Origin of the sequence: Aquimarina rubra (assembly GCF_042684305.1) — a bacterium.
GTDB classification, from domain to species: Bacteria; Bacteroidota; Bacteroidia; order Flavobacteriales; family Flavobacteriaceae; genus Aquimarina; species Aquimarina rubra.
This window is the reverse complement of the sequence record NZ_JBHULE010000008.1, coordinates 613,488-636,682: the sequence shown is the minus strand read 5'-3', so window position 1 is coordinate 636,682 and position 23,195 is coordinate 613,488. Positions and strand designations below refer to the sequence as shown.

Genomic DNA, 23,195 nt, shown 5'->3' with positions numbered 1-23,195 from the left:
ACCAGCTTTTTTGTAGGTTTTTACTTGTATTTAGTGTTATGTCATATAGTACTTTTCTTACGGTAAACCCCTCGTTTTTCGAATTATAACGAAATAGTAATGCTGTTAAACGCCTTTTTTTAGTATTCTATCTAAAAAACAAATTTTTCTGATGATATTACAAGTAACTGAACTATTTTAGCGGTGGTTAAAGCAAGTAAGAGTAAAATACAATTTTTGGAAGTGCTACCCCCTTCTTCCTTACATTTTATTAGATTGTCATGAAAAAGAATGTCGGCAATTGTAACAGTTATGTTATAGTTGTTGAGGATAAAGTATTGTTCATTAATTAATGGGGAAAATTATGAATGCAGTAGAATCCAAGAAAATATGGCTTTCTTCACCACATATGGGGGGGATGGAGCAAAGCTATGTTAAACAAGCTTTTGACACTAATTGGGTTGCACCATTAGGGCCAAATGTAGATGGTTTTGAGAAGGATATCGAGAATTATTTGGGTGACAACAATTTTGTAGCTGCTCTAAGTTCTGGTACCGCAGCATTACACTTAGGGCTAAAGCTTCTGGGAGTTTCGCGAGGAGATGAAGTGCTATGTCAGAGTATGACATTTGCTGCTTCTGCCAATCCTATAGTTTATTTAGGAGCAAAACCTATATTCATTGATAGCGAAGCGCAAACCTGGAATATCTGTCCAGAACAATTAGAATTGGCTATAAAAGATAGAATTGCTAAGGGTAAAAAGCCCAAAGCAATTATCGCAGTCCATTTATATGGTATGCCTTATAATGTAGAGGCCGTCCACAAAATAGCTTCAGAATACAAAATTCCTGTTTTAGAAGATAGTGCAGAATCATTAGGAAGTTCTTATCACGGTATGAAGTGTGGGACTTTTGGTGATATTGCGATACTCTCTTTTAATGGAAATAAAATTATTACTACCTCTGGTGGTGGAGCGTTAATAGCAAAAAAGCCAGAACAGCGGGAAAAAGCTATTTTTCTTGCTACTCAAGCTAGAGATAATGCCCCACATTATGAACACACTGAGATCGGTCACAATTATCGAATGAGTAATATCATTGCGGGAATAGGAAGAGGGCAGATGGAGGTTTTGGAGAAACACGTAAACAACAGAAGAAATAACTTTAATTTTTATAAAAACAACTTAAGCGACTCTGCGGAAATTAAATTTTTGGAAGAGCCAACAGGTTTTCATTCTAATAGATGGCTGACTTGTATAGAAACCACATCTTATGAACTAAGAGAAGGTTTAAGATTAGCTCTGGCAGAAGAAAACATAGAATCGCGACCACTATGGAAACCCATGCATCGTCAACCTGTTTTTGCAGATTGTGATGCTTACCTCAATGGAATTTCTGACGACCTATTTGATAGAGGACTTTGCCTACCCAGCGGGTCCAATCTTGAAAAAGAAGATTTATTTAGAATAGTATCGGTAATTAAAAATATATTGAGATGATTAAGGACTACATAATAAATAACTCACATAAGCACGCGTCAAAATGGGTTGTATTATCTATCGATATTGCAATTACTATTTTTAATTTCTTTTTGGCCTATGTAGTTAGGTTTGGTATAACCCTAGATTTTGATACTACTAATTTCCTTTATCAAATACCGGTAATGACGGCTTTAGCAGCGGTTAGTTTCTTGATGATAGGTTCTCATAAAGGAGTAATAAGGCATACCGGAATGAGGGATGCTTACAATTTGTTTTTGGCGGTTACAGTACTGATCTCTTTAAGTGGAGCGTTAATGGTGTCAAGCAGATTATCCTTAATTCCAGAGCTTCTTAATATTCCTGTATCTATTATTTGTGTTCACTATTTATTGAATATTATTAATCTTACGGTTAGTCGTTTAGTATTTAAATATTGTTACCATTATATAAAGTCAAAACTTGGAGATTCTTCGAGGGTAATGATTTATGGAGCAGGAGATTCAGGTTTGATAACACTGGCTGCTATTACTAATGATTCTCATAAATCAGTAACTGTAGTTGGTTTTATTGATGATAACCCACAAAAAGTTGGAAAAACAATTAATGGTATTACTGTATACCGCTCTAAAACAATTACGCAAAATTATGTAACAAAACACAATATAACGGAAATCATTGTATCAATTCCTCATATTGATAAGCAACGTTTATCCAAAATTTCTGATGATTTACTTAAGCTATCAGTGAAAGTGAAGATTATTCCGGCAATAAATGATTGGATCGATGGTAAATTAAATGTATCTCAGATTAAGCCAATTCAAATTGAGGATTTATTGGATAGAGCACCAATAGCATTAGAAAATCAAAACATAAAAAAAGAGCTGCACGATAAAGTTATTTTGATTACTGGTGCTGCTGGGTCTATTGGAAGCGAAATTGTAAGACAAGCGTCTTTCTATAGTTATAAACATTTGGTGTTAGTAGATCAGGCAGAGTCGCCTTTGTATGATTTACAACAGGAGTTATTAAGTAAAGGAGTTACTAATTTCACTCCTATAGTAGCTGATATCAGAGATCACCAACGTATAGAAACCATATTTGAAAGGTTTAGACCCAATATGGTATTTCATGCAGCTGCGTATAAGCATGTGCCATTAATGGAGAATAACCCTTGTGAAGCAATTAAGATAAATGTTTTAGGTACACGAAAATTAGCAGATTTATCATCAGAATTTGGTGTAGATAAATTTGTTTTTGTCTCTACTGATAAAGCGGTAAATCCAACCAATGTGATGGGAGCTACTAAGAGGGTTGCAGAGATGTATATAAAATGTCTACACAAAACAAGTAAGACTAAATTTATTACCACCAGATTTGGTAATGTTTTGGGATCTAATGGTTCTGTGATTCCTTTGTTTAAAAAACAGATAGATAAAGGAGGACCTCTTACTGTTACCCATAAAGATGTTACTCGCTTCTTTATGACGATACCGGAAGCTTCTCAGTTAGTGATTGAAGCAGGAACAATGGGTAATGGAGGTGAAATTTTTATTTTTGATATGGGTGAATCTGTGAAAATATTCGATTTAGCCAAAAAAATGATTAGACTATCCGGTCTTAATTATCCTAATGACATTGATATAGAGATAACTGGTTTAAGACCAGGAGAGAAACTGTATGAAGAGCTATTAGCAGATACGGAGAATACCTTGCCAACATACCACAAAAAAATTATGATTAGTAAATTTGACGATGCAGATTGTCCATTGGTAATGGATAAAATTGATGATCTCTGTATTATGAATTTATTCAATCAAGATCACCAAATTGTGGGTAAACTCAAAGAAATTGTGCCAGAATTTATCTCTAAAAATTCTGCATTTGAGAGTATAGATATTAAGAACCAAAATACTAATAACGAAACCTCAAAAGTATTAGTGTAGCCTTCTTTTTAAAATAGTTATAACAAAACAAGAATATTGTCATATTTTTGTTTGTTTATTGAAATGCCCTAAAGAATTTAACAATATGAACTCACACAAGTTTTTACTTTTATTAGTAGTATCAACATTTATTTTTTCCTGTAAAACACCAACGGATGTTGTGTATTTTCAAAACTCTAATGATTTAGAAAGAATAAAGTCAACTAATTCGTTTACTCCGGTTTTTAAAGTAGATGATGTTGTTAGTATTTTGGTTTCTGCTACCGATATGGATGCAGCCAGACCTTTTAATTTGATGCAAGGAGCTAGTTTGCCATCTCCAACGGGCGATAATGCAGGAACTGCTGCAAATGGGAATGGAGGAGTAGAGCCTACGTATCTTATTGATGAAGAAGGAAATATTGATTTTCCAGTATTAGGAAAATTAAAGATATCCGGATTAACTAGAGTAGAGATCAAGGATATGCTAAGGGAAAAATTAAAAATATATATAAAAGACCCTATCGTTAATGTTAGACTTAAGAATTTTAAAATTACAGTTATTGGTGAAGTAGGTCGACCTGGATCGTTTACAATTCCTAATGAAAGAGTAACGATTATTGAAGCTATCGGTTTAGCAGGTGACTTAACTATAATGGGGAAAAGAGGTAATGTGATGGTGATTAGAGAAAACGATGGTGTGAACACATATCACCGAGTTGATCTTACTTCTAAATCTATCTTTGATTCACCAGTGTATTATCTTGCACAGAACGATGTATTGTATATTGAGCCTAATCAAGCTATGATTAAAAGTTCTAAAGGTAGAGATAATACAGTCGGAGTTGTTTTGAGTGTAGTAAGTGTAGGTTTAGCTGCATTAGCGCTTATTTTAAGATAGAAAATTTATGATTTCTAATAATAATTCTGATACAAATACTTTTGTAAAGACTCCAAAGTCAAGTTTTAACTTTAGGGAGGAAATTCTTAAATATGTAAAAAAATGGTATTGGTTCCTATTGAGTGTACTAATTTTTGGAACATTAGCCTATGTTCATATACGTTATACGATTCCACAATATAATGTTTCGGGTACGATTTTAATCTCACAAGAGGAAAGTGTGAGCGAATCTGAATTGTCTGCATTTAAGGATCTAGGATTATTAGACGATACTAAAAATAAAATTGAAAACGAGATACAGATTATCAAATCTAGGACTTTGCTTACAAATGTTGTCAACAACCTTAAGCTTAATGTTCAATATTTTACAAAAGGTAGGGTTCTTGAAGCCGAGAATTATCCCAAATCATTAATTGAAATTAATTTTTTATCGGCAGACTCTATTGTTCATACCAAATCCAAAAGCTTCAGAGTACTTATTAATTCCTCAACTTCTTTTTCTTTTGTGGATAAGGAAGGAAAAAAGCTTAGCGATCATTCTTTTGGTAAAACCATTAATACAAGTGTTGGTGATGTAGTTATTACACCAAGTGTTGAAGGTATAGAGGTTAATAAAGGAAAGATAATCCACATTAAGATAACGCCTGTTAATATTGTTGCTCAAGGCTACAGAAACAAGTTATCCGTTATTACAATCGGGAAAGGATCTTCGATTGTTAAGTTATCATTAAATGATCCAGTAAAGGAAAAAGCCAAGGATATCATTAATAATCTGGTAGAAGAATACAATAAGTCTACTATTGAAAATAAAAAATTAACCTCTGCTAGAACTGCAGGTTTTATTAATGAAAGGCTAGAGCTTATTTCTGGAGATTTATCAGAGGTCGATGATGAAGCAGCAGGGTACAAGTCTAAATTTGGATTGACAAATGATGTTTCGGCACAAACTCAAAGGGTAGCAGATATAGATTCCAGGAATATTCAGGAGATTAATAGATTAGAAACTCAATTAAGGAAGATAGAGTCTACTAGGCGTTTTGTGCTAAGTCAGGATGGTAAATATGATATATTACCTTCAACTTTGGGATTTGATGATCCATCCGTAACAGGAACTGTTGCTAGGTATAACGGATTAATAAATCAAAGAAAAAGATTATTAAAGTCTTCAAGTGAGCAAAACCCTGTTGTTGTAAATATAGATGAACAGATTGGTTCATTGCGACAAGGATTAATAGCGAGTTTAAATGGAGCTAAAAGTTCTATAAGTATAAGTTTGAATAGTTTACGAACACAAGATAAATACTTTAGTGGACAATTATATAATGCTCCTTTAAGGCAAAAAGAATTAACCGCAATAGGTCGTGAGCAAGGTATTAAAGAACAATTGTATCTGTATTTATTACAAAAAAGAGAAGAAGCTGAAATCACTAGTCATATTACATTATCTAATGCCCGTGTGATAGACAAAGCTTCTACCTTAGGATCATATCCTGTTTCTCCAAATAAGAAAATGATCTATTTTGGTGCTATTTTCTTTGGGCTCGCACTTCCTTTTTTAACGATTTATTTATTAGATCTGTTTAATACAAAAGTAAATTCGAGAGAAGATCTCGAGAATGTACTTTCTATGCCAATTTTAGGCGCTATTCCAAGAACGAAAACGAAGAAAAGTAAAATTGTTGTTTCTAGGAATAGTAGGTCTTCTGTAGCTGAGGCATTTAGAATTCTTAGAACCAATTTAGGCTTCCTAATGGCCGGAACTAAAAAGGAAACTGGCAAAGTCATATTTGTTACCTCTACTATTTCTGGTGAAGGTAAAACCTTGGTTTCATCAAATTTGGCAAAAACATTAGCCATCTCTGGTAAAAAGATAGCATATCTGGGGACTGATTTTAGAGATCCTAAATTTCATAATTTCTTTGAGCTTCCAAAAGGGAAGGATACTCCTGGGTTTACTAATTTTATTATGAATTCGGATATTAATCCTAAAGATGTCATATATGAAATGGGTGAAGAAGATCCTCTTTTTGTAGTTCCTTCTGGTGCTATTCCTCCAAACCCAGCCGAACTTCTTATGAATGATAGGGTAAAAGAGATGTTCGAATATTTGGGACAGCATTATGATTATATTGTAGTGGATACAGCTCCTGTGAGTCTGGTTACGGATACGTTGTTAATCGGTCACTTTGCCGACTTAAGTATATATATTGTAAGAGAAAATTACTCAGACAAAAGAATTCTGCAAGTTCCTGAAAACTTCTATAGAGAAAAACGCTTGCCTAACATGGCCGTCCTCCTAAATGCTGCTGGTGATAAAGTAGGTTATGGCTATGGTTATGGTTATGGAGCAAAAGACTAAAGAAACAAACAATTTCTTTCCATCAGGGATGAAACCATTTTTGCATGTTTTGGGATGAAACCTTTTTCCAATATTTCGAACTGTCTGTAATTATGGATATCCGAACCTGCAAAGTCAAAGAGATTCGCAGATAGTAATTTTATAGAAAGATTCTTTACTTTTTCTCCATAATATCCGGAAATTGAAAGCAGGTTAAGTTGAAATAAAAAACCTGATTCCTTTAATTGGATAAACTTATCTATATCATCTTGATAAAAAGAATAGCGTTCGGGATGCGCCAAAATAGGAGTGAAGCCTGCTAATTTTATTTCAAAAAGGATTTCGTTTAAATTAATAGGTGGATTAAAAGTAGACATCTCTACCAGAATATATTTTTTATGCAGAGGAATAATATCTTGGCCATTTATACTTTCACAAAATAAATCATCCAACATATATTCTGCGCTAGCCTCAAGAGTTACCTCTATCTCAAGAGAGGATAAAACCTGTTGCATTTCGGTATGTTTGGACTTGATAATTTCTGGAGTATTAGGCCATACGTCTTGCATTACGTGCGGCGTTGTAATGATTTTTTTTACACCTAACTTCTCAAATTGCTCAATAATATAAGCTGATTGATATACAGTTTTTACCCCGTCATCGATTCCCGCTAATAAATGTGAGTGTATATCAACATAACCTTGCGGTAGGATTTCGTTTAATGGAATTTCTTTTTTTGATAAAAAATGCAAAGTGTCCGTATTGTTTTGGGGTAAATTAAAGTTTTAGCACTTTAATTAGTGAGTATTGTCGATTACTTACTTCAAGTTGTTTACAAAAATAAAGATTAATATACGTAAAAAAAACTGCCCAAGAAGTAAAACTCCTTAAGCAGTTTCGGATTATTGAAATATGCTTCTTTTTTAGTGTTTTGTGATATCACCAGATCCTGAAACTTTTTTATCTTCTTTTTCTGGATTTCCTTGATAATCAATATCCCCAGAACCTGTTACGCGGGCTTTTAACGAAGATGTAGAGGTTACTTTGATATCACCTGATCCATTAACAGATGCAATTACATCTTTTGCTTTAAGATCATATGCTTTTACATCCCCAGATCCGTTCACTTTACATTCTAGGTTATTTGTAGATCCTTTTAAAATAAGATCTCCACTACCAGAAACCGAACTCTCGATACTATTAGCTTCTACAGCTAGTCTTACATCTCCAGAGCCCGAAACACTGGTGGTGAAATCTGTAGCTTTAATAACATCATCACTGTATATATCGCCTGATCCTGATAAACTTACTTTGTTCAAATCTTTAAAAGGAACTGTGACAATAAGTTTTTTGCCTTTACTTACCTTTAAGTAATATCCTTTTTCAACATAGATTTTTAGTGCTTCTCCCTCAATTTCGGTCTTCACATATGGAATTAGGTTGCTTTCTCCTTCTATTTTTATATTTCCTTCACTTCCGGAGACAAGAGATACATCTAGGCTACCTTTTACTTTTACCTGATCGTACTCTGATGTAGTTCTTGTTTTGGTAACCATATTACCATCACCTTCTATTTTTTTACCGTTTCCCCACCATTGCGCCTGAACCGATGTTGCCCCACACAATACTAAACTTAAAATAAATGTTACTGTTCTCATAATTGATTGAATATTTGATGATTAATTTTTTCTTAGTTTTACTCCACCATAACTGGTAGATATGCTGATAGTCGCTCCGCTATTTTTTTGACCACGATACCCTTGGTAATCTTTGCTAGAGTTTTCTTTATTTTTTTTCATAATACTAATGTTATCATCTAGGTTGATACCTCCATATGATGTTTTGATGTCAAAATCAAAATTAAGATTATCGCTGTAACCTATATCCACACCTGTGTAATCTGTTCTTATTGATACGTTTTTAGTTGTAGATTCTAAATTTTTTATATCTATAGAACCATAATCAGAGTTGATATTTACACTATTACTTACATTTCCAATATTTGTATCCAGATAGTCTCCGTTTCCTTTGAATATTCCAACATTTTCAACCTTTAAACTTCCATAATCACAATTGTAATTAAGTTCTTTAACCGCCATTATTTTGGATTGTGTATAATCAGCATTGAGTAGTATTTCATCACCTTTTTCTAAAGTAAAGTCAGAATAATCGGCATTGATTTTTCCGTATTTAATATACTTTATGGTGCTGTTATGTGTATAGTCAATACTGATATAATTGTCATTACCCAATAATTCTCCAATAATGATCTGTCCGTAATCACAGTTAATTTTAGCATTACCATTAATTTTATCTAGTGTGATACTGCCATAATCATTATTAAGATCAATGCTGTTTGTCGCCGGAACCTTTACGGTATAATTAATTTCTAGTTTTAAATTGTTTCCGCCCCAACCATCAGAAAATTTTGACCACCAGGATTTTCCATCTTTATTAAAAGTTGTTTTTGCACTGACAAGTTGTGAAGTAGCTTCAAAAATCACATCAATACTCTCCAACTTTTTTATTACTTTTTCCTCATCATCTCCATTGACTTTTATATTTATTTCCATAACAATCCTATCCTGATCCCAAGAAGTGATATCCAAGTTCCCATAGTCATTACTTATTTTTAGCAAAGCATCACTGTTAACAGAAAACTCTTTTTTCAGCGATTTTTCTTTGGTATATTTTCCTTTTATTTTAGTATCTCCATTTCCAAGTGAAATTGCAGGAACTAGAAATAGTAAACATAGTATATTATAGTATATTGGTTTCATTTTCTGATAATTTTAATTCGTTGACATTGTTAATTTTCTCTAATACTTTTTCTAGTAAAGAAGCACGTTTCTGAAAGTTTTTAATCATCGCGCTGATCACTCTTTTATCATTGCCGCTTTCTACTAGATCTTTTTTTAGAATTTCATAACTAGATTCTAATTTTTCTAATTGTATCATTGCATCAGCAACTAATTCAGTAGTTTCTGCAGATGCATTTTTGTTTATTTCTTCAAGCTGAGTTTTAATTGCAACTGTGAAGAAGTTTTGAGTTTCTTCCATTTGTGGAGAAACACTTGCTAAATCAGCTTTTTCCTTAGCATTAAATATTGGAGCCACTGATACTAATCCTACAAGTATTGCAATAGATGCGGCTATAGCCAGTGGCCTGATCCAATTTCGTTTCTTAGGATGTAATGTAACTACCTTATTTTGTTCTTGTAGTTTTTCTAAAAAACGTGCCTTATGATCAGCTGATGGTTCAAATACATCAAGTTGATTTTCCATGCGTTCAAATAATTTCTCTATTTCATCTTCAGTTTTCATGCAACCAGTAATTTTTTTCGTAAACTTTCTTTCGCGCGAGAAATAAGTGTACGACAATTAGAATATGATATATTCAAAATTTCACAAATCTCCTCATAATCATACCCTTCTATTAAGTGTAATGATAATGCTGTACTATAGCTTTCTTTTAGTTCTTTCAATGTGTTTAAAACTGTATTTGCTTTAACACTAGTTAAATCCTCTCTTACAATCCCTTCTGTGTCATCTGTAAGCGTATATTCTATGGTTTCTAAAGGGACCTCACCATATATGTTACGCTTACGTGATATTGTAAGACTAGAATTAATCACTATTTTTTTTAACCAAGAACCAAATAACCTATTGTCTTCCAACATAGATAGCTTTGTAAAAGCTGTTAAGAACGCTTCTTGCATTACGTCTTCAGCTTCTGCAGAATTTTTTATAATCCTATAAGCACTGTTATACATAGCTTTATAGTATCGATTATAAATTTCCATCTGCGCTCCCTGATCGCGTTTGCGGCATCTCTCTACCAGTTGCTCAGTATTTAGTTTGGTTAGTGTCAAAAACTTCAGTTTACTTTACATAAAGATATATATAGTTCTATTTTGTTACAGTTTTAAAAATATTTTTTTTGAAGTTTGTGGCATAAGAATTGAAATACATAAGTAGAATCATATATAAATGGCTTATTTTGTTAGTGTTATTGATTCTAAAATCAGTTTTATTTAATTTTTAAAGAATGTCGTTTTGACTTAATGACAAAATGACTTTATATATACTTATGACGAAATCCAAATTAACAACGCTTGACAGTTTGTCATTACAGGGAATAAATGAAGATGCAGAATTAATACCTTTAATGACACCTGAAGATGAAGAGGAGATAGATAAAGAAGATTTACCTGAGACACTTCCGATACTGCCTTTAAGAAATACAGTATTGTTCCCTGGTGTGGTAATTCCGATTACTGCTGGCCGGGACAAATCAATAAAACTTTTGAATGAAGCGAATAATGGAAATAAAACCATTGGTGTAGTTTCTCAAAAGGAAGAAGATGTAGAGAATCCAACATCCAAGGATATTAATAAGGTTGGAGTAGTGGCTAGAATCTTAAGAGTGCTTAAGATGCCTGACGGAAATACTACGGTTATTTTGCAAGGGAAGAAAAGATTTAAGATTGATGAAATCTTAGAAGAAGACCCATATATAAGAGCAAGAGTTTTAGAAGTACCAGAAACCAGACCTTCTAAGGAAAATCAGGAATTTAACACGATTATTGATTCTATAAAGGATTTGGCGCTTGAAATTATCAAGGAAAGCCCTAATATTCCATCTGAGGCATCTTTTGCTATAAAAAACATAGAGAGTAACTCTTTTCTAATCAATTTTGTTTCTTCAAACCTTAATCTACCGGTAGATGAGAAACAGAAAATACTGGAAATTGACAATATAAAAGACAGAGCACTTGCTACCTTGAAATACATGAACCTAGAATTCCAGAAACTGGAACTTAGAAACGATATTCAGAATAAGGTACAGCACGACATGAGTCAGCAACAGCGCGAGTATTTTCTGCATCAGCAAATGAAAACTATCCAGGAAGAACTGGGTGGAGTATCTCATGAAGATGAGATAGAAGAGATGCAGGCAAGAAGTAAGGATAAAAAGTGGGATGAGAAAGTAAAGAAGCATTTTGACAAAGAATTGTCCAAAATGCGTCGCATGAATCCACAAGTTGCTGAATATTCTATCCAACGTAATTATCTTGATTTATTTTTGGATTTGCCATGGAATGAATTTAGTAAAGATAAATTTGATCTGAAACGTGCAAAGAAAATTCTTGATCGTGACCACTATGGATTGGATGAAGTTAAAAAACGTATCATTGAGTATTTAGCAGTACTCAAACTTCGTAATGATATGAAATCACCAATCTTATGTTTGTATGGGCCTCCTGGAGTTGGTAAGACTTCTTTGGGAAAATCAATTGCCGAAGCATTAGGACGAGAATATGTGCGCATCTCTTTAGGAGGATTGCGTGATGAGGCAGAAATCAGAGGTCATAGAAAAACCTATATTGGAGCTATGCCGGGTAGAATTGTTCAAAGTCTCAAAAAAGCTGGTACAAGCAATCCTGTTTTCGTTTTAGATGAAATTGATAAGTTGTCTGTAGGTAATCAGGGAGATCCTTCTTCTGCATTATTAGAAGTTTTGGATCCAGAGCAGAATTCTGAGTTCCACGATAATTTCCTTGAAATGGGATTTGATTTGTCCAAAGTGATGTTTATAGCTACGTCTAATAGCTTGAATACCATACAGCCGGCTTTGCGCGATCGTATGGAGATTATTAATGTGACTGGATATACAATTGAAGAGAAAGTAGAAATAGCAAAACAACATTTACTTCCTAAGCAATTGGTAGAACACGGCTTAGATAAATCACACCTTAAAATTGGGAAAACTCAATTAGAAAAAATTGTAGAAGGATATACTAGAGAATCAGGTGTTCGAGGTTTAGAAAAGCAAATAGCTAAAATGGTACGATATGCTGCTAAGAACATTGCGATGGATGAGCCTTATAATGTAAAAGTAAGTAGTGATGATGTAGTTGAAGTTCTTGGAATTCCTAGACTAGAGCGCGATAAATATGAAAATAATGAGGTCGCTGGTGTGGTAACAGGTTTAGCCTGGACTAGTGTAGGAGGTGATATTTTATTTATAGAATCTATTCTATCCAAAGGAAAAGGAAGTCTTAGCATAACCGGAAACTTAGGTAAAGTGATGAAAGAATCCGCAACTATTGCGATGGAATATATCAAAGCAAATTCAGATATATTGGGAATTAATCCGGATATCTTTAGTAATTATAATGTACATATTCACGTACCTGAGGGCGCAACCCCAAAAGATGGGCCAAGTGCAGGAATTACGATGTTAACATCATTAGTTTCTCTATTTACGCAGAGAAAAGTAAAAAAGAGCATAGCAATGACTGGGGAAATTACTTTAAGAGGTAAAGTATTACCGGTAGGAGGGATTAAAGAAAAAATTCTTGCTGCAAAAAGAGCTCATATTAAAGAAATTTTACTCTGTGAGGATAATAGAAGAGATATTGAAGAGATAAAACCTGAATATCTTAAAGGTTTAAAATTTCATTATGTTAAGGAAATGAGTGAAGTTTTAGAACTAGCATTAACCAAGAGTAAAGTGAAGAATGCTAAAAAATTGTAATTTATTTTAGATGGATTGTTCTTTTGGATAGTTCTAAGTCTGAAAATAATACTGATATTTTCTTAGATAATCAATCTCCAAAACCCATTGTTTATAATGGGTTTTGACGTTTTTAGAAAACAATTTTAAAAAAATAAAATAAAAGTGTAACAAATTTTATCGATGCTCGTCATATAGATGTAAACAGTAGAGAAATCAACGAAATCTTTTACCAGATAAACGAAAGTTGAATAAGTGCTGAAAAGAGGGTTTATCCTGATACATCTTGGGATCAATGCTTTTTAAAGAAAAGTACTTCTATTTAACAGACAATCAAAAAACGGGATTTACTTTACTAATAATTACAAGTTCGAACAATACTTTTTTAGAGCGTGTATCCTGATACTTCTTGGGATGGGCGCTTTTCTTATTTTAAAAGCCTAAATCAATCATTTTATTGTACTTATTTTGAGGTTTATACGCAAGTCTAAGTGATTAAATTGTAGTATTTTTAACAAACAAGCCAGACTTTGTTAGAAAATCGTGTTTTGATTGACCAACAAATATATTACACACGAAAAACTCTTAAATCTAAGATTAGATGTTTTACTTATTTAAAGGTTTATAAGTACCTTCAATAATAAGTAAAAACTCTACAAAAGTATTGGTGAAACGGGATTGTAAAGACAATCCCGTTTTTTTTTTGTGTATAATATCTTCTTAAAACCTGAAAAATATTGTTATTCTTGCATGCTATGAATATAATTACTGATATCAATATCCAACGATTGGCAATAAAGCTGAAGCCTGCTGCAGAAAAGATGGTAAAGCGGGGACATCCCTGGGTTTTTGAAAATAGTATCGCTAAGCAAAATGCCAAAGGAAATGCCGGAGATTTGGCTATTATATACGATCATAAGAAGAATAGCATATTAGCTATTGGATTATATGATCCATATTCTCCTATCAGAATTAAAATTATTCAGTTCAAAAAAGCAGCTCAGATAAATAAAGAATGGTTTGGTAATAGAATTCATCAGGCTTTTATGATAAGAAAACCTTTGTTAGAAACAGATACAAATAGCTATAGACTATTATTTGGTGAAAATGATCAGATGCCAGGTTTTATAGCAGATGTGTATGATACGGTCTTGGTGATGAAATTGTATTCCCATATTTGGTTTCCATATCTAAATTGGATTGTTCCTCATTTAATAGAAGAATCAGGATGTAAAACTGTGGTTGTACGACTGAGTAGATCTTTGCAAACAGATGGAGAAACATATGGAATGGAAGATGGAAAGGTGATTTATGGAAATTTAGAAAACGAAGTTGTTATATTTAGAGAACACAGTGTATTATTTTCTGCCAACGTAATCAAAGGACATAAAACCGGATATTTTCTGGATCATAGACACAATCGAAAACGAGTAGGGGATTTTTCTAAAGCAAAAACCGTATTGGATGTATTCTCTTATGCAGGAGGATTCTCGATCCACGCTCTAGCAGGTGGTGCGAAGGAGGTCACAAGTTTAGATATAAGTAGACAAGCATTAGAAATGGCAAAAGACAACGCTTTATTAAACGAACACTCCGGGAATCATACAGTTATGGTTGCTGATGCTTTTGAGGGCTTACAAGACCTAATTCGCCGTAAAAAGAAATTCGATATTGTAGTAATTGATCCACCATCTTTTGCAAAAAGAGAAAGTGAAATTAATAAAGCCAAAAATAGTTATGCCAGACTAGCCAAGCTTGGTGCTCAATTAGTAAATATAAATGGTATGTTGGTGCTGGCTTCCTGTTCATCAAGAGTGTTAGCAAAAGAGTTTTTTGATATATGTGAAGAAAATATTTCTAATTCCGGAAGGCGCTTTACACTTATAGATAAAACTTATCACGATATTGATCACCCGGTTACTTTTCCAGAAGGAGCTTATTTAAAGTGTGGATATTACCAATTAGGTTAAACATCATAAAAAAATGAATCTGAGTTTGGTTGAATTAGGATAAATTTAGATATGAAGTACTTCAACCAATTTAGACTCAGATTAATATTGTTGTTTTTTTAATGTTTACCAAAAACATGAACTTTTGCACGTTTTCTTGATAAATTTTTTGTGTCATAAAAAAAGGTGATATCTCTTATGATTCGCTTATTACCTTTTAGGTCAATTACTCTTGTTGCGCTACCTCTTGCAAAGTTTTTTTTGACTTGTATTACTTGTTTCTCTCCATTACCGTATTGTACTACTATTCTGTGCATATTTAATGAACCATTGGTAACCTTAATTTTTAATTTTTTAAAAACCCCATCACGAGCGGTTACTTTTATTACATCACGGTCTATCTTATAGTTTACAGTTCTGGAGCCTAGATGTTCCCATTTCGCAATGTTTGCGGTAAAACTACTACCGATTAAAAAAATTACGATTAAGAATGGTAATACTAGTTTTTGAGTTCTTATATTTTTCATAGTACAACATTTTAATGTTTTGTAGTATGACTTGATATAAATGAAAAGGTTTAATTGTATGTGTGATTTTTATAATTTTCAGACACCTTTTTTGTATAGGTTTGATTAATTTTTATTGTTAGTAGAGTATATTCAAAGCGGTTTTATCTGTATCCGTAAACTCGCCATCTTCGTTAGGTCCAAAACAAGCTAACATTATGGAATCTGCAAATGCAGAAAAAGGTGTTCCCGGAATCCAAATAGCTGGAGATTCTGCGGGCAGAGGACCTGAGTAGCCGCAACTTTGACGATTGTACCAATCTTGATGTCTCAACCCTAAGCAGTGACCGATCTCGTGGCCGATAACATGTTCATTTACATTTACACTAAATGCATCCATTCCCGAATTGATTTGTATCCATTTATAAGGTTTTCCCTGAGCATTAGGTAAGCCTGCGCTTCCGCCGCCATTCGCATTATTTACCTTATAAACGACGATATCTGCGGGAACATAATCTGTACCAAAAGTAAGATTGAAATTAAGACTATTTGGTAATGCATTATAATTATTAACTGCCCAGCTTAACGCTGTTTGCATTTTTGAAGTTAAGCCAAGATTACCACCTGTATACCCAAGAATATCAATGTTTCTGTTAGCTGGTGATACAATATTTACATGTCGATATTGTTTGTTGCCATCATCCAATGATTTCAATTTGGGATACGAATCTAAATCTGAAACGGGAACTAAAATGTCACCAGAAACAAAATATTTCGAAGTTTTTCCATCTAAATAAGTAATTTCTTGTATAGAAACATCATCTATGTTTATTCCCATGTCATACAGCTTATCGAGTTGCTCCTTGGTTGGTTCGTAAATGTTTTGTGGAGTTTCTTCAGTAATTTCCTTTTTTTGACAAGAAAAGAGCATTACCATCACAGTGGCACTGAGTGCTAAGAATTTAATTTTTTTCATTGTAATATATTTAGTTATGGTTAATTATGATACTTATTTTACTCAGAAATTCTTTTACACAGATTTACATCCACAAACATTAAAAATGAATGTGTAAAAGAAATAGCTATTTAGGATAGGTACATGATAAATGTATGGAACCATACATTCGACTCTTTTCAAAAGTAAGTTGAAAGGATATAATAAAAAAGGGGAGTACAACCCTAATCAATGGGTTAATCCCCTTTTTTTAATTTATAAATTACAGGAAAATAATCTAATATACTAATGCGGTATTCTTCGCTAGATAATTGTAATTGATAAGGTTATGCCATTCATTATTCAATTCTGATATAGTTTTCGGATTGCGAGTATTGTCCTGTTTCGTCTACTGCAATTTGTTGATAGGAATCTTTATCCATTACCAGTTCAAATTTGAATACCTGAGTTGTATCTACTATTTTCATCATAGGTCCAGATGCGTATTCTAATCTTTCTTCCAACAGATTACCTTTAATTGAATACGATCCATAACCAAACCATTCATTACTATCGGCAGGATCAAACCGAGTCCACATCACTTTTCCTTTACTATATATTTTTACCTGACGATATCCGTTCGTGTTAAAAATAGTATCAGACACCTGGTTATTATCATATAATAATTGGAACTGTAAATCCCATACTCCTTCTAGATTATGAACATCAATAGGAGGAGGTGTATTGGTATTATAAATTGTAGTAGTAGAAAATAAGCCGAGTAGAATCAATACAAATATTTTCATGATGGAGTGATTTATGTTTTGAACATTAATAAGTTACAAAAATTTTATGAGATTTATTTGTTTTGTTTTCGCTTTATAATTTCTTTGGGAGAGATTGTGAATAAGAATTTGATAACCCGCAAGGTGTATACATAAAAGTAACTATCGTAAAAGTTAAATTTGATCTTGATAATACTAGAGCCTGATATTTTAAAAATTGAAGAGAAATAATCTTAAAGGTTCTAAAACGAGAATCAATATGACAGAATATGTATTGTTAACTGAAGATCAAACTTATTTTGTAGAATACCTTATAGGAGAATTAGTTTTATCTCAGAGTATAAGTGAAGCAATGAAGTTTAACGATGAGCATCTTGCTTTGAAGTTTAAGAAGATGCTTCATAATTCTTGTAAATTAACGACTAGCGTAAATACTTATATTGGTTAAGCTTGTTATAAATTGTAATACATAGTTTGAAAATATTATACGGAGTTCCGGGAGAAGGAATGGGGCACGCTACCAGAGCCAAAGTAATTCTAACACATTTAGTAAAAAACCATGATGTTAGAATCGTGTCTAGTGATAGAGCCTATCTGTTTTTAAAAAATAGATTTCCAAATCAAACACATCAGATAAAAGGTTTTCAGTTTTCTTATAAGGATGGAGTAGTATCTAAGTCAAAAACTACGATTGATATCTTAAAAAATGCACCAGAAAACTTAGTTGCGAATTTCAAAAAATATAAAGATTTACAAGATGGTTTTGAGCCGGATATCGTTATATCAGATTTTGAATCTTTCACATATTTATATGCTAAATATCATAGACTTCCAGTAATTAGTATAGATAATATGCAGATTATTGATAGAGGTAAATTAGATATCGAAATACCTGAGTCAGAAAGAGTAAATTATAAAATAGCAAAGGCTGTAATCCAAGCAAAACTTCCAAATTGTAATCAATACTTAATCTCTTCTTTTTTTAATATTGAGGTTAGTAAGAAGAATAGCATTTTGATTCCACCTATAATTAGAGAAGAGATTTTGGAAGCCAAACCAGAAGCAGGAAATCATATACTGATTTATCAATCTTCTTGCAGTCAAGAAAGAATGATTGACCTTTTAAACAGTATTTCTAACGAGAATTTTCTGTTGTATGGTTTTAATAAAGAAGAAAAGCACGGGAATGTGATGCTGAAAAAATTTAGTGAAACTGAGTTTATTGATAACTTCAGGACTGCTAAGGCTGTTTTAGCTAATGGTGGATATTCATTTATATCAGAAGCTTTATTCTTAAAAAAACCTATATGTACGGTTCCTATTAAGAATCAGTTTGAGCAGTATGTAAATGGAGCTTATATACAAAAACTCGGATATGGCAAAATGCTTAACGACTTTGCATCGGATGGAATAAAATCATTTTTGTTGGATCTTTCAGAATTTCAAAATAAGATAAACCAATATGACCAGAAAGATAACGACAAGCTATTTATAGTACTAGATGAAAAGCTGAAGGAATATGATGAGAAATAAAATATTATACCAAAAGAAAAGGGATGAGTATATGTAAATGCTCATCCCTTTTTCTCTGAAATTGTTTGCTCTTAATTTGAAGATAGCATCGCAAAGAATTTATCTAAATTAGGTAGTAATACAATTCTTGTACGTCTGTTGATCGCCATATTTTCTTCAGAATCATTCTCAACTAATGGTTGGTAACTACTTCTTCCTGAAGCTATTAGTTTAGAAGGGTCTACGTTATACTTGTTTTGTAATAATCTTGTGATCGAAGTTGCTCTTTTAACACTCAAATCCCAATTATCTTCAAGTGCGGGAGTACTAATAGTTCTTGGGTCCGTATGTCCTTCGATCATTACATCAAGACTAGGTTCAGAATTAATTACCTGAGCTAGTTTGTTTAAAACATCATTAGCTTTGTTACTTACTCTGTAACTTCCGCTATTAAACAACATTTTATCAGATATTGAAATCATTACTACAGTATTGTCAATATCGATAGAGATATCTTCATCCTCCTTTAAACTATCGTCCAAAGAACTCTTTAGATTATGAGAAACTGCAAGATTCATAGAATCCTCAAGTGTTCTGGCTCCTTGAAGCTTTTCAGGGTCTACCTGAGCCAGTGTTTCTTTCATCTTCTCTTTGGTGTTGTTAGAAATTACAGCAAGGTTATCTACCATTACCATTTTCTCATCATTAGAATCTCTTAGAGAGTTGATTTTTGCATTATAATCGGCTACTCTTGCCTCGATTTTTGCAAATTTAGATTCTAATTCTTCTTTTTCTACAGTGGTTTTCTGTAACGTACTACGAGTATTGTTTAAATCCTCTTCTAGGGCAAGGTACTTCTTCTTAGATACACAAGAGGTAGTCATCAAAGCCCCGGATAGTACGATTAGTGTGAATACATTTTTCATGGTTATTTAATTAATCTTTTTATATGCTATGTAAAACTAATTGTTGTGGGTTTTATTATAATTTCACCTACTAAACTTTTCACATCAAATTCTTAAAAATTGTTAAAAAAAATTGTTAAAAATTAGCATACCGTAATATTTTTACGGTAAATTTATCCTTTTGTTTTTGCTAACAAACTGATTAATAATTTTTTAGATTTTTTGATTATGATTCAAAACTTTTATACAAAACCCAATACCTTTTATTATTGTAACGATATAAAAATTATATCGTCTTATTACAAAACAAAAGCTCTGAATTAGAATTACTTCATTTAAAAAAAATTAAAGATTCATGTTTTTGAATATTAGAAAGCTGGTTTTGTTGGGAATTCTAGTTTGTGCTTCATTTGTAAAGGTATTTACACAAGAGTTAGATCATAATGAAGAAAAAGTATTATTGGATTATAAAACCATAGTCCTAGACGGTTCTATTACGAATTTGCCAATATATAAGGTCAACTACCAAGTTATTCTGGAAAAAGCAGATCCTCAAGAAGAATTAGTAAAACAAGATTTCAGTACTGTTTATGAAGAGAATTGGAGTAATACAGTATTTAATACTTATTGGAAAAAGAGTGTAACCTATCCCATTCCTTTGCATTTTGAAGATGATGTATTTGCTTCTCCGGTAGATCATAAGATGGTGGTTACTTCCAGATATGGATGGAGAAGAGGTAGACCACATCAGGGAATCGATATTGACTTAAAAACGGGAGATAATGTAAAAGCCTTGTTGGGTGGAAAAGTACGTTATACAAGACGTCACGGAGGGCATGGGAAAACTGTAGTTATACGTCATGATAATGGATTAGAGACCGTTTATGCACACCTTTCCAAATATTTAGTAAAGGAAAATGATATTGTCGAGAAAGGCCAGATTATTGGCAAAGGAGGAGTATCTGGTAATGCCAGAGGAAGTCATTTACACCTGGAGGTAAGATATCGCGGTAAAAGTATTCATCCTGAGTATCTATTTGAGTTTACACAAGAAACCAAAGTGAGATCCAATGATATTGTTGTGACCAAAAAATGGATGACTCCACGGTCACATAGATCCACTAGAAAAAGTAAAATTGTAGTTCAGACAAATATTGAAGAAGCAAAAGCTATCAATAATAATCCAACAAAAAGTATCTATGTTGTTAAGAAAGGGGATACGTTACACGGAATTGCAAGGAAACATGCTATAGGGGTTTCTGAGATATGTAAAATTAACGCCATACAATATAACTCTGTTTTGAATGTCGGACAGGAAATAGTAATTTACTAATTGTCAATTTTGTACGTATTTATGTATCATTTCTAATAAAACATTCTTGTCGTAAGGTTTTAATATATAGTCATTTAATCCTGCTCTAATGATCTGTCGGTTTAATTGAGTAACATCTACAGCGGTTAAAGCAATAATTGGTGTTTTATCATCAAACTCTCGTATTCTTTTTGTAGTTCCAATACCATTAAGTTTGGGCATATTGATATCCATAAGAATAATATCGTAAGAATTATCTCTGGCTAATTCTATAGCGTCAAACCCATTATCTATGGTAGTGCAAACGAAATTTTCTTTAGAAAGGATTTTATCAGCAACTAATAAGTTTAATTTGTTGTCATCTACTACTAAAGCCTTTCGCTTTTCGCTTCCTATTGTTTCAGTTATAGTATCACCTGTCTCGCTAACTGTTTCCAGATCAACAACAAAAGCATATTCAGATCCTGATTGAGAATTATTTTGAAGGATAATTTCTCCCTCTAAGGATTTAGCAAGTTTCTTTACAATTGTGGAGTTTAAACTTGTTCCTAAGTATGACTTTTTTACGTTTTCAATACCAATAAATTCTTGGTAGATAGATTTTTCGTCTTCCTCAGAAACTTCATTTCCATCGTGAGCAACTTTAAACGAAATGTTGTTGATATTTCCTTTTTTATTGATTAGATGCACAGAAAAAATAACGTTTCCATTTCTGGTAAATCTTAATGCATTACTAATTAAGTTCATTACTATCTGAGACAAAATAGCAGGATTCCCTTGTAGTGCTTCAGGAACCTCATCGTCAAAGTCTAATTCTAAAGAATTACCACTATTTTCAATTGCATAACTAAAAGAATTTATGATGTTTTGAGTTAGTTCTTTTAGGTTAAAGGGCTTTTTATCGAGTACGATTTCCTCAGATTCTAAAACATTGATCTGTAATACGTTGTTAATCAATGTTAATAAATAATCCCCAGAGAATTTCAATGATTTAAGGTTCTTATTATTTTTCAATTCGGGATGCTCATCTACAAGAATATTTGTTAACCCCATAATTCCATATAAAGGTGTTCTTAATTCCTGACTAAGAGATGAAATAAATTCTTGATTGCTTTGAACTTTTTGCTCAGTAGTATTTAATAGAGTATTCAATTCATTGTTCTTATGTTTAATATTTTTACTTAACACAAAACAGCGGTACCCTAAAAAAATCACAATGAAGACGAATGCAATTCCGATGATATTATAAATCATTTGAAATAATTTTAAAGCAAAATAAGATATATCGGATTTATCTTACAAGTTTGGAAGGGTGTTTTTTTATTAAATTCAAATTTTTGTGATATTATTTTATGAAATCCCTAGTTTGGTCGAGTTTTTGATATTCAATTATGAGAAAAAGTGAGGGATTAGTTATCTTTACCCTCTAGATCCGATTAAGGAGTAATGAAGATGAAATCAAACGTTGTATCGATATTTTTAGTTTTTTTTGTCATTTCTATGAATGCACAAATAGAAAAACCTTTATCTTCTTTAAAAATCGACAACAATAGTGATTTAAAAACCAGTAAATACAGTCTTTCTCCGGGTTTAACCAAGCCGAAAAATAATTTTACTTTATATAGTAGTTTAGAGGATTCTATTCGATTTAACAGAACTCAGAAACCTTTTGACATGACCGGTAACAATGGTTTGTTACGACCAAATTTCAAGGTAGTGCCTAAATATTTCCAAAAAGATAAAGAAGTTAAAGAAGAGTATAAATCCGATCAGTATCTTGGAGATTTCAAAAGTAATTCTGAATATGTATACCTTGTTTACAGAGATCATCAATCTGTGGATGGGGATTTGGTTAGGATTTATATAAATGATGATGTGATTAGATCCGAAGTCTATTTGGATGCAATTTTTCAGGGTTTTAAAATAGATCTTGTAAAAGGATTTAATAAAATAGATATACAAGCTCTTAATCAGGGTACTTCAGGTCCTAATACTGCAGAGTTTCAATTACACGATGACCAAGGAAATGTCATTACAGCTAATGAATGGAATTTGACTACCGGAGTAAAAGCTACCATTATCGTAGTAAAAGAATAATTCTTTTTGTTGTTAATACTTTTTTTGGTAAAATTTCTAATCTTATACTAGTTTC

Annotated in this window: 20 protein-coding genes; 10 read left to right on the top strand and 10 right to left on the bottom strand. The window is 32.5% G+C overall.

The window, feature by feature from the left end:
* Positions 1 to 343 precede the first annotated feature (343 nt).
* The 4 genes from ACFSR1_RS07085 (at position 344) to ACFSR1_RS07070 (ending at position 6,641) form a co-directional block, all read left to right on the top strand.
* On the top strand, positions 344 to 1,477 hold the full coding sequence (locus ACFSR1_RS07085; RefSeq protein WP_378291019.1) for a DegT/DnrJ/EryC1/StrS family aminotransferase: 1,134 nt from the start codon (positions 344 to 346) through the stop codon (positions 1,475 to 1,477).
* Entirely contained in the window at positions 1,474 to 3,402 is a 1,929-nt protein-coding gene (locus tag ACFSR1_RS07080; RefSeq protein WP_378291017.1) for a polysaccharide biosynthesis protein, read from the top strand. The genes ACFSR1_RS07085 and ACFSR1_RS07080 overlap by 4 nt, the downstream gene beginning before the upstream one ends.
* 85 nt (positions 3,403 to 3,487) lie before the next feature.
* Positions 3,488 to 4,282 (top strand): polysaccharide biosynthesis/export family protein, encoded by a 795-nt coding sequence (locus ACFSR1_RS07075; protein ID WP_378291015.1) that lies wholly within the window; start codon positions 3,488 to 3,490, stop codon positions 4,280 to 4,282.
* Positions 4,283 to 4,289: 7 nt separating this feature from the next.
* A complete protein-coding gene (locus ACFSR1_RS07070) occupies positions 4,290 to 6,641 on the top strand; it encodes a GumC family protein (RefSeq protein ID WP_378291013.1) in 2,352 nt (783 codons plus the stop codon).
* On the opposite strand, the gene ACFSR1_RS07065 is transcribed toward ACFSR1_RS07070, so the two are convergent.
* From ACFSR1_RS07065 to ACFSR1_RS07045, 5 genes are all read right to left on the bottom strand, one after another.
* Positions 6,638 to 7,372 carry a tyrosine-protein phosphatase gene (locus tag ACFSR1_RS07065; RefSeq protein WP_378291011.1) on the bottom strand — a complete coding sequence of 245 codons (735 nt, stop codon included), beginning with the start codon at positions 7,370 to 7,372 and terminating at the stop codon, positions 6,638 to 6,640. The two genes, ACFSR1_RS07070 and ACFSR1_RS07065, sit on opposite strands and share 4 nt — an antisense overlap.
* Positions 7,373 to 7,543: 171 nt before the next feature.
* The gene (locus ACFSR1_RS07060) at positions 7,544 to 8,278 is read right to left on the bottom strand and encodes a head GIN domain-containing protein (RefSeq protein ID WP_378291010.1); all 735 of its coding nucleotides are present in this window, start codon (positions 8,276 to 8,278) and stop codon (positions 7,544 to 7,546) included.
* A gap of 21 nt (positions 8,279 to 8,299) precedes the next feature.
* Complete coding sequence (locus tag ACFSR1_RS07055; RefSeq protein WP_378291008.1) at positions 8,300 to 9,400, bottom strand: hypothetical protein; 1,101 nt, start codon at positions 9,398 to 9,400, stop codon at positions 8,300 to 8,302.
* Positions 9,381 to 9,944 (bottom strand): hypothetical protein, encoded by a 564-nt coding sequence (locus ACFSR1_RS07050; RefSeq protein WP_378291006.1) that lies wholly within the window; start codon positions 9,942 to 9,944, stop codon positions 9,381 to 9,383. Before ACFSR1_RS07050 ends, ACFSR1_RS07055 begins: the two co-directional genes overlap by 20 nt.
* On the bottom strand, positions 9,941 to 10,492 hold the full coding sequence (locus ACFSR1_RS07045; protein WP_378291004.1) for an RNA polymerase sigma factor: 552 nt from the start codon (positions 10,490 to 10,492) through the stop codon (positions 9,941 to 9,943). The genes ACFSR1_RS07050 and ACFSR1_RS07045 overlap by 4 nt, the downstream gene beginning before the upstream one ends.
* A gap of 218 nt (positions 10,493 to 10,710) precedes the next feature.
* Here ACFSR1_RS07045 and lon point away from each other — a divergent pair, with 218 nt between their 5' ends.
* Together lon and ACFSR1_RS07035 are read left to right on the top strand one after the other, a co-directional pair.
* Positions 10,711 to 13,161 (top strand): endopeptidase La, encoded by a 2,451-nt coding sequence (lon, locus tag ACFSR1_RS07040; protein ID WP_378291002.1) that lies wholly within the window; start codon positions 10,711 to 10,713, stop codon positions 13,159 to 13,161.
* Positions 13,162 to 13,895: 734 nt separating this feature from the next.
* Positions 13,896 to 15,110 (top strand): class I SAM-dependent rRNA methyltransferase, encoded by a 1,215-nt coding sequence (locus ACFSR1_RS07035; protein WP_378291000.1) that lies wholly within the window; start codon positions 13,896 to 13,898, stop codon positions 15,108 to 15,110.
* Between the two features lie 98 nt (positions 15,111 to 15,208).
* On the opposite strand, the gene ACFSR1_RS07030 is transcribed toward ACFSR1_RS07035, so the two are convergent.
* The 3 genes from ACFSR1_RS07030 to ACFSR1_RS07020 all read right to left on the bottom strand — a co-directional run bounded on the left by ACFSR1_RS07030 (position 15,209) and on the right by ACFSR1_RS07020 (position 17,335).
* Positions 15,209 to 15,616 (bottom strand): DUF2541 family protein, encoded by a 408-nt coding sequence (locus ACFSR1_RS07030; RefSeq protein WP_378290999.1) that lies wholly within the window; start codon positions 15,614 to 15,616, stop codon positions 15,209 to 15,211.
* A 118-nt stretch (positions 15,617 to 15,734) separates the two neighbouring features.
* The gene (locus ACFSR1_RS07025; protein ID WP_378290997.1) at positions 15,735 to 16,571 is read right to left on the bottom strand and encodes a M57 family metalloprotease; all 837 of its coding nucleotides are present in this window, start codon (positions 16,569 to 16,571) and stop codon (positions 15,735 to 15,737) included.
* A 317-nt stretch (positions 16,572 to 16,888) separates the two neighbouring features.
* Complete coding sequence (locus ACFSR1_RS07020; RefSeq protein WP_378290995.1) at positions 16,889 to 17,335, bottom strand: hypothetical protein; 447 nt, start codon at positions 17,333 to 17,335, stop codon at positions 16,889 to 16,891.
* Between the two features lie 196 nt (positions 17,336 to 17,531).
* Here ACFSR1_RS07020 and ACFSR1_RS07015 point away from each other — a divergent pair, with 196 nt between their 5' ends.
* Entirely contained in the window at positions 17,532 to 17,762 is a 231-nt protein-coding gene (locus ACFSR1_RS07015; protein ID WP_378290993.1) for a hypothetical protein, read from the top strand.
* A gap of 26 nt (positions 17,763 to 17,788) precedes the next feature.
* The gene (locus ACFSR1_RS07010) at positions 17,789 to 18,847 is read left to right on the top strand and encodes an MJ1255/VC2487 family glycosyltransferase (RefSeq protein WP_378290991.1); all 1,059 of its coding nucleotides are present in this window, start codon (positions 17,789 to 17,791) and stop codon (positions 18,845 to 18,847) included.
* Positions 18,848 to 18,918: 71 nt separating this feature from the next.
* On the opposite strand, the gene ACFSR1_RS07005 is transcribed toward ACFSR1_RS07010, so the two are convergent.
* Complete coding sequence (locus ACFSR1_RS07005; protein WP_378290989.1) at positions 18,919 to 19,752, bottom strand: flagellar motor protein MotB; 834 nt, start codon at positions 19,750 to 19,752, stop codon at positions 18,919 to 18,921.
* Positions 19,753 to 20,086: 334 nt separating this feature from the next.
* Between ACFSR1_RS07005 and ACFSR1_RS07000 the strand changes: the two genes are divergently transcribed.
* Positions 20,087 to 21,064 (top strand): peptidoglycan DD-metalloendopeptidase family protein, encoded by a 978-nt coding sequence (locus ACFSR1_RS07000; RefSeq protein WP_378290988.1) that lies wholly within the window; start codon positions 20,087 to 20,089, stop codon positions 21,062 to 21,064.
* Between the two features lie 3 nt (positions 21,065 to 21,067).
* Here ACFSR1_RS07000 and ACFSR1_RS06995 read toward each other — a convergent pair whose 3' ends face one another.
* On the bottom strand, positions 21,068 to 22,297 hold the full coding sequence (locus ACFSR1_RS06995) for a response regulator (protein WP_378290986.1): 1,230 nt from the start codon (positions 22,295 to 22,297) through the stop codon (positions 21,068 to 21,070).
* 198 nt (positions 22,298 to 22,495) lie between these two features.
* Between ACFSR1_RS06995 and ACFSR1_RS06990 the strand changes: the two genes are divergently transcribed.
* Positions 22,496 to 23,140, top strand: a complete 645-nt coding sequence (locus ACFSR1_RS06990; RefSeq protein ID WP_378290984.1) for a hypothetical protein — start codon at positions 22,496 to 22,498, stop codon at positions 23,138 to 23,140.
* The last annotated feature ends 55 nt before the right edge of the window (positions 23,141 to 23,195 follow it).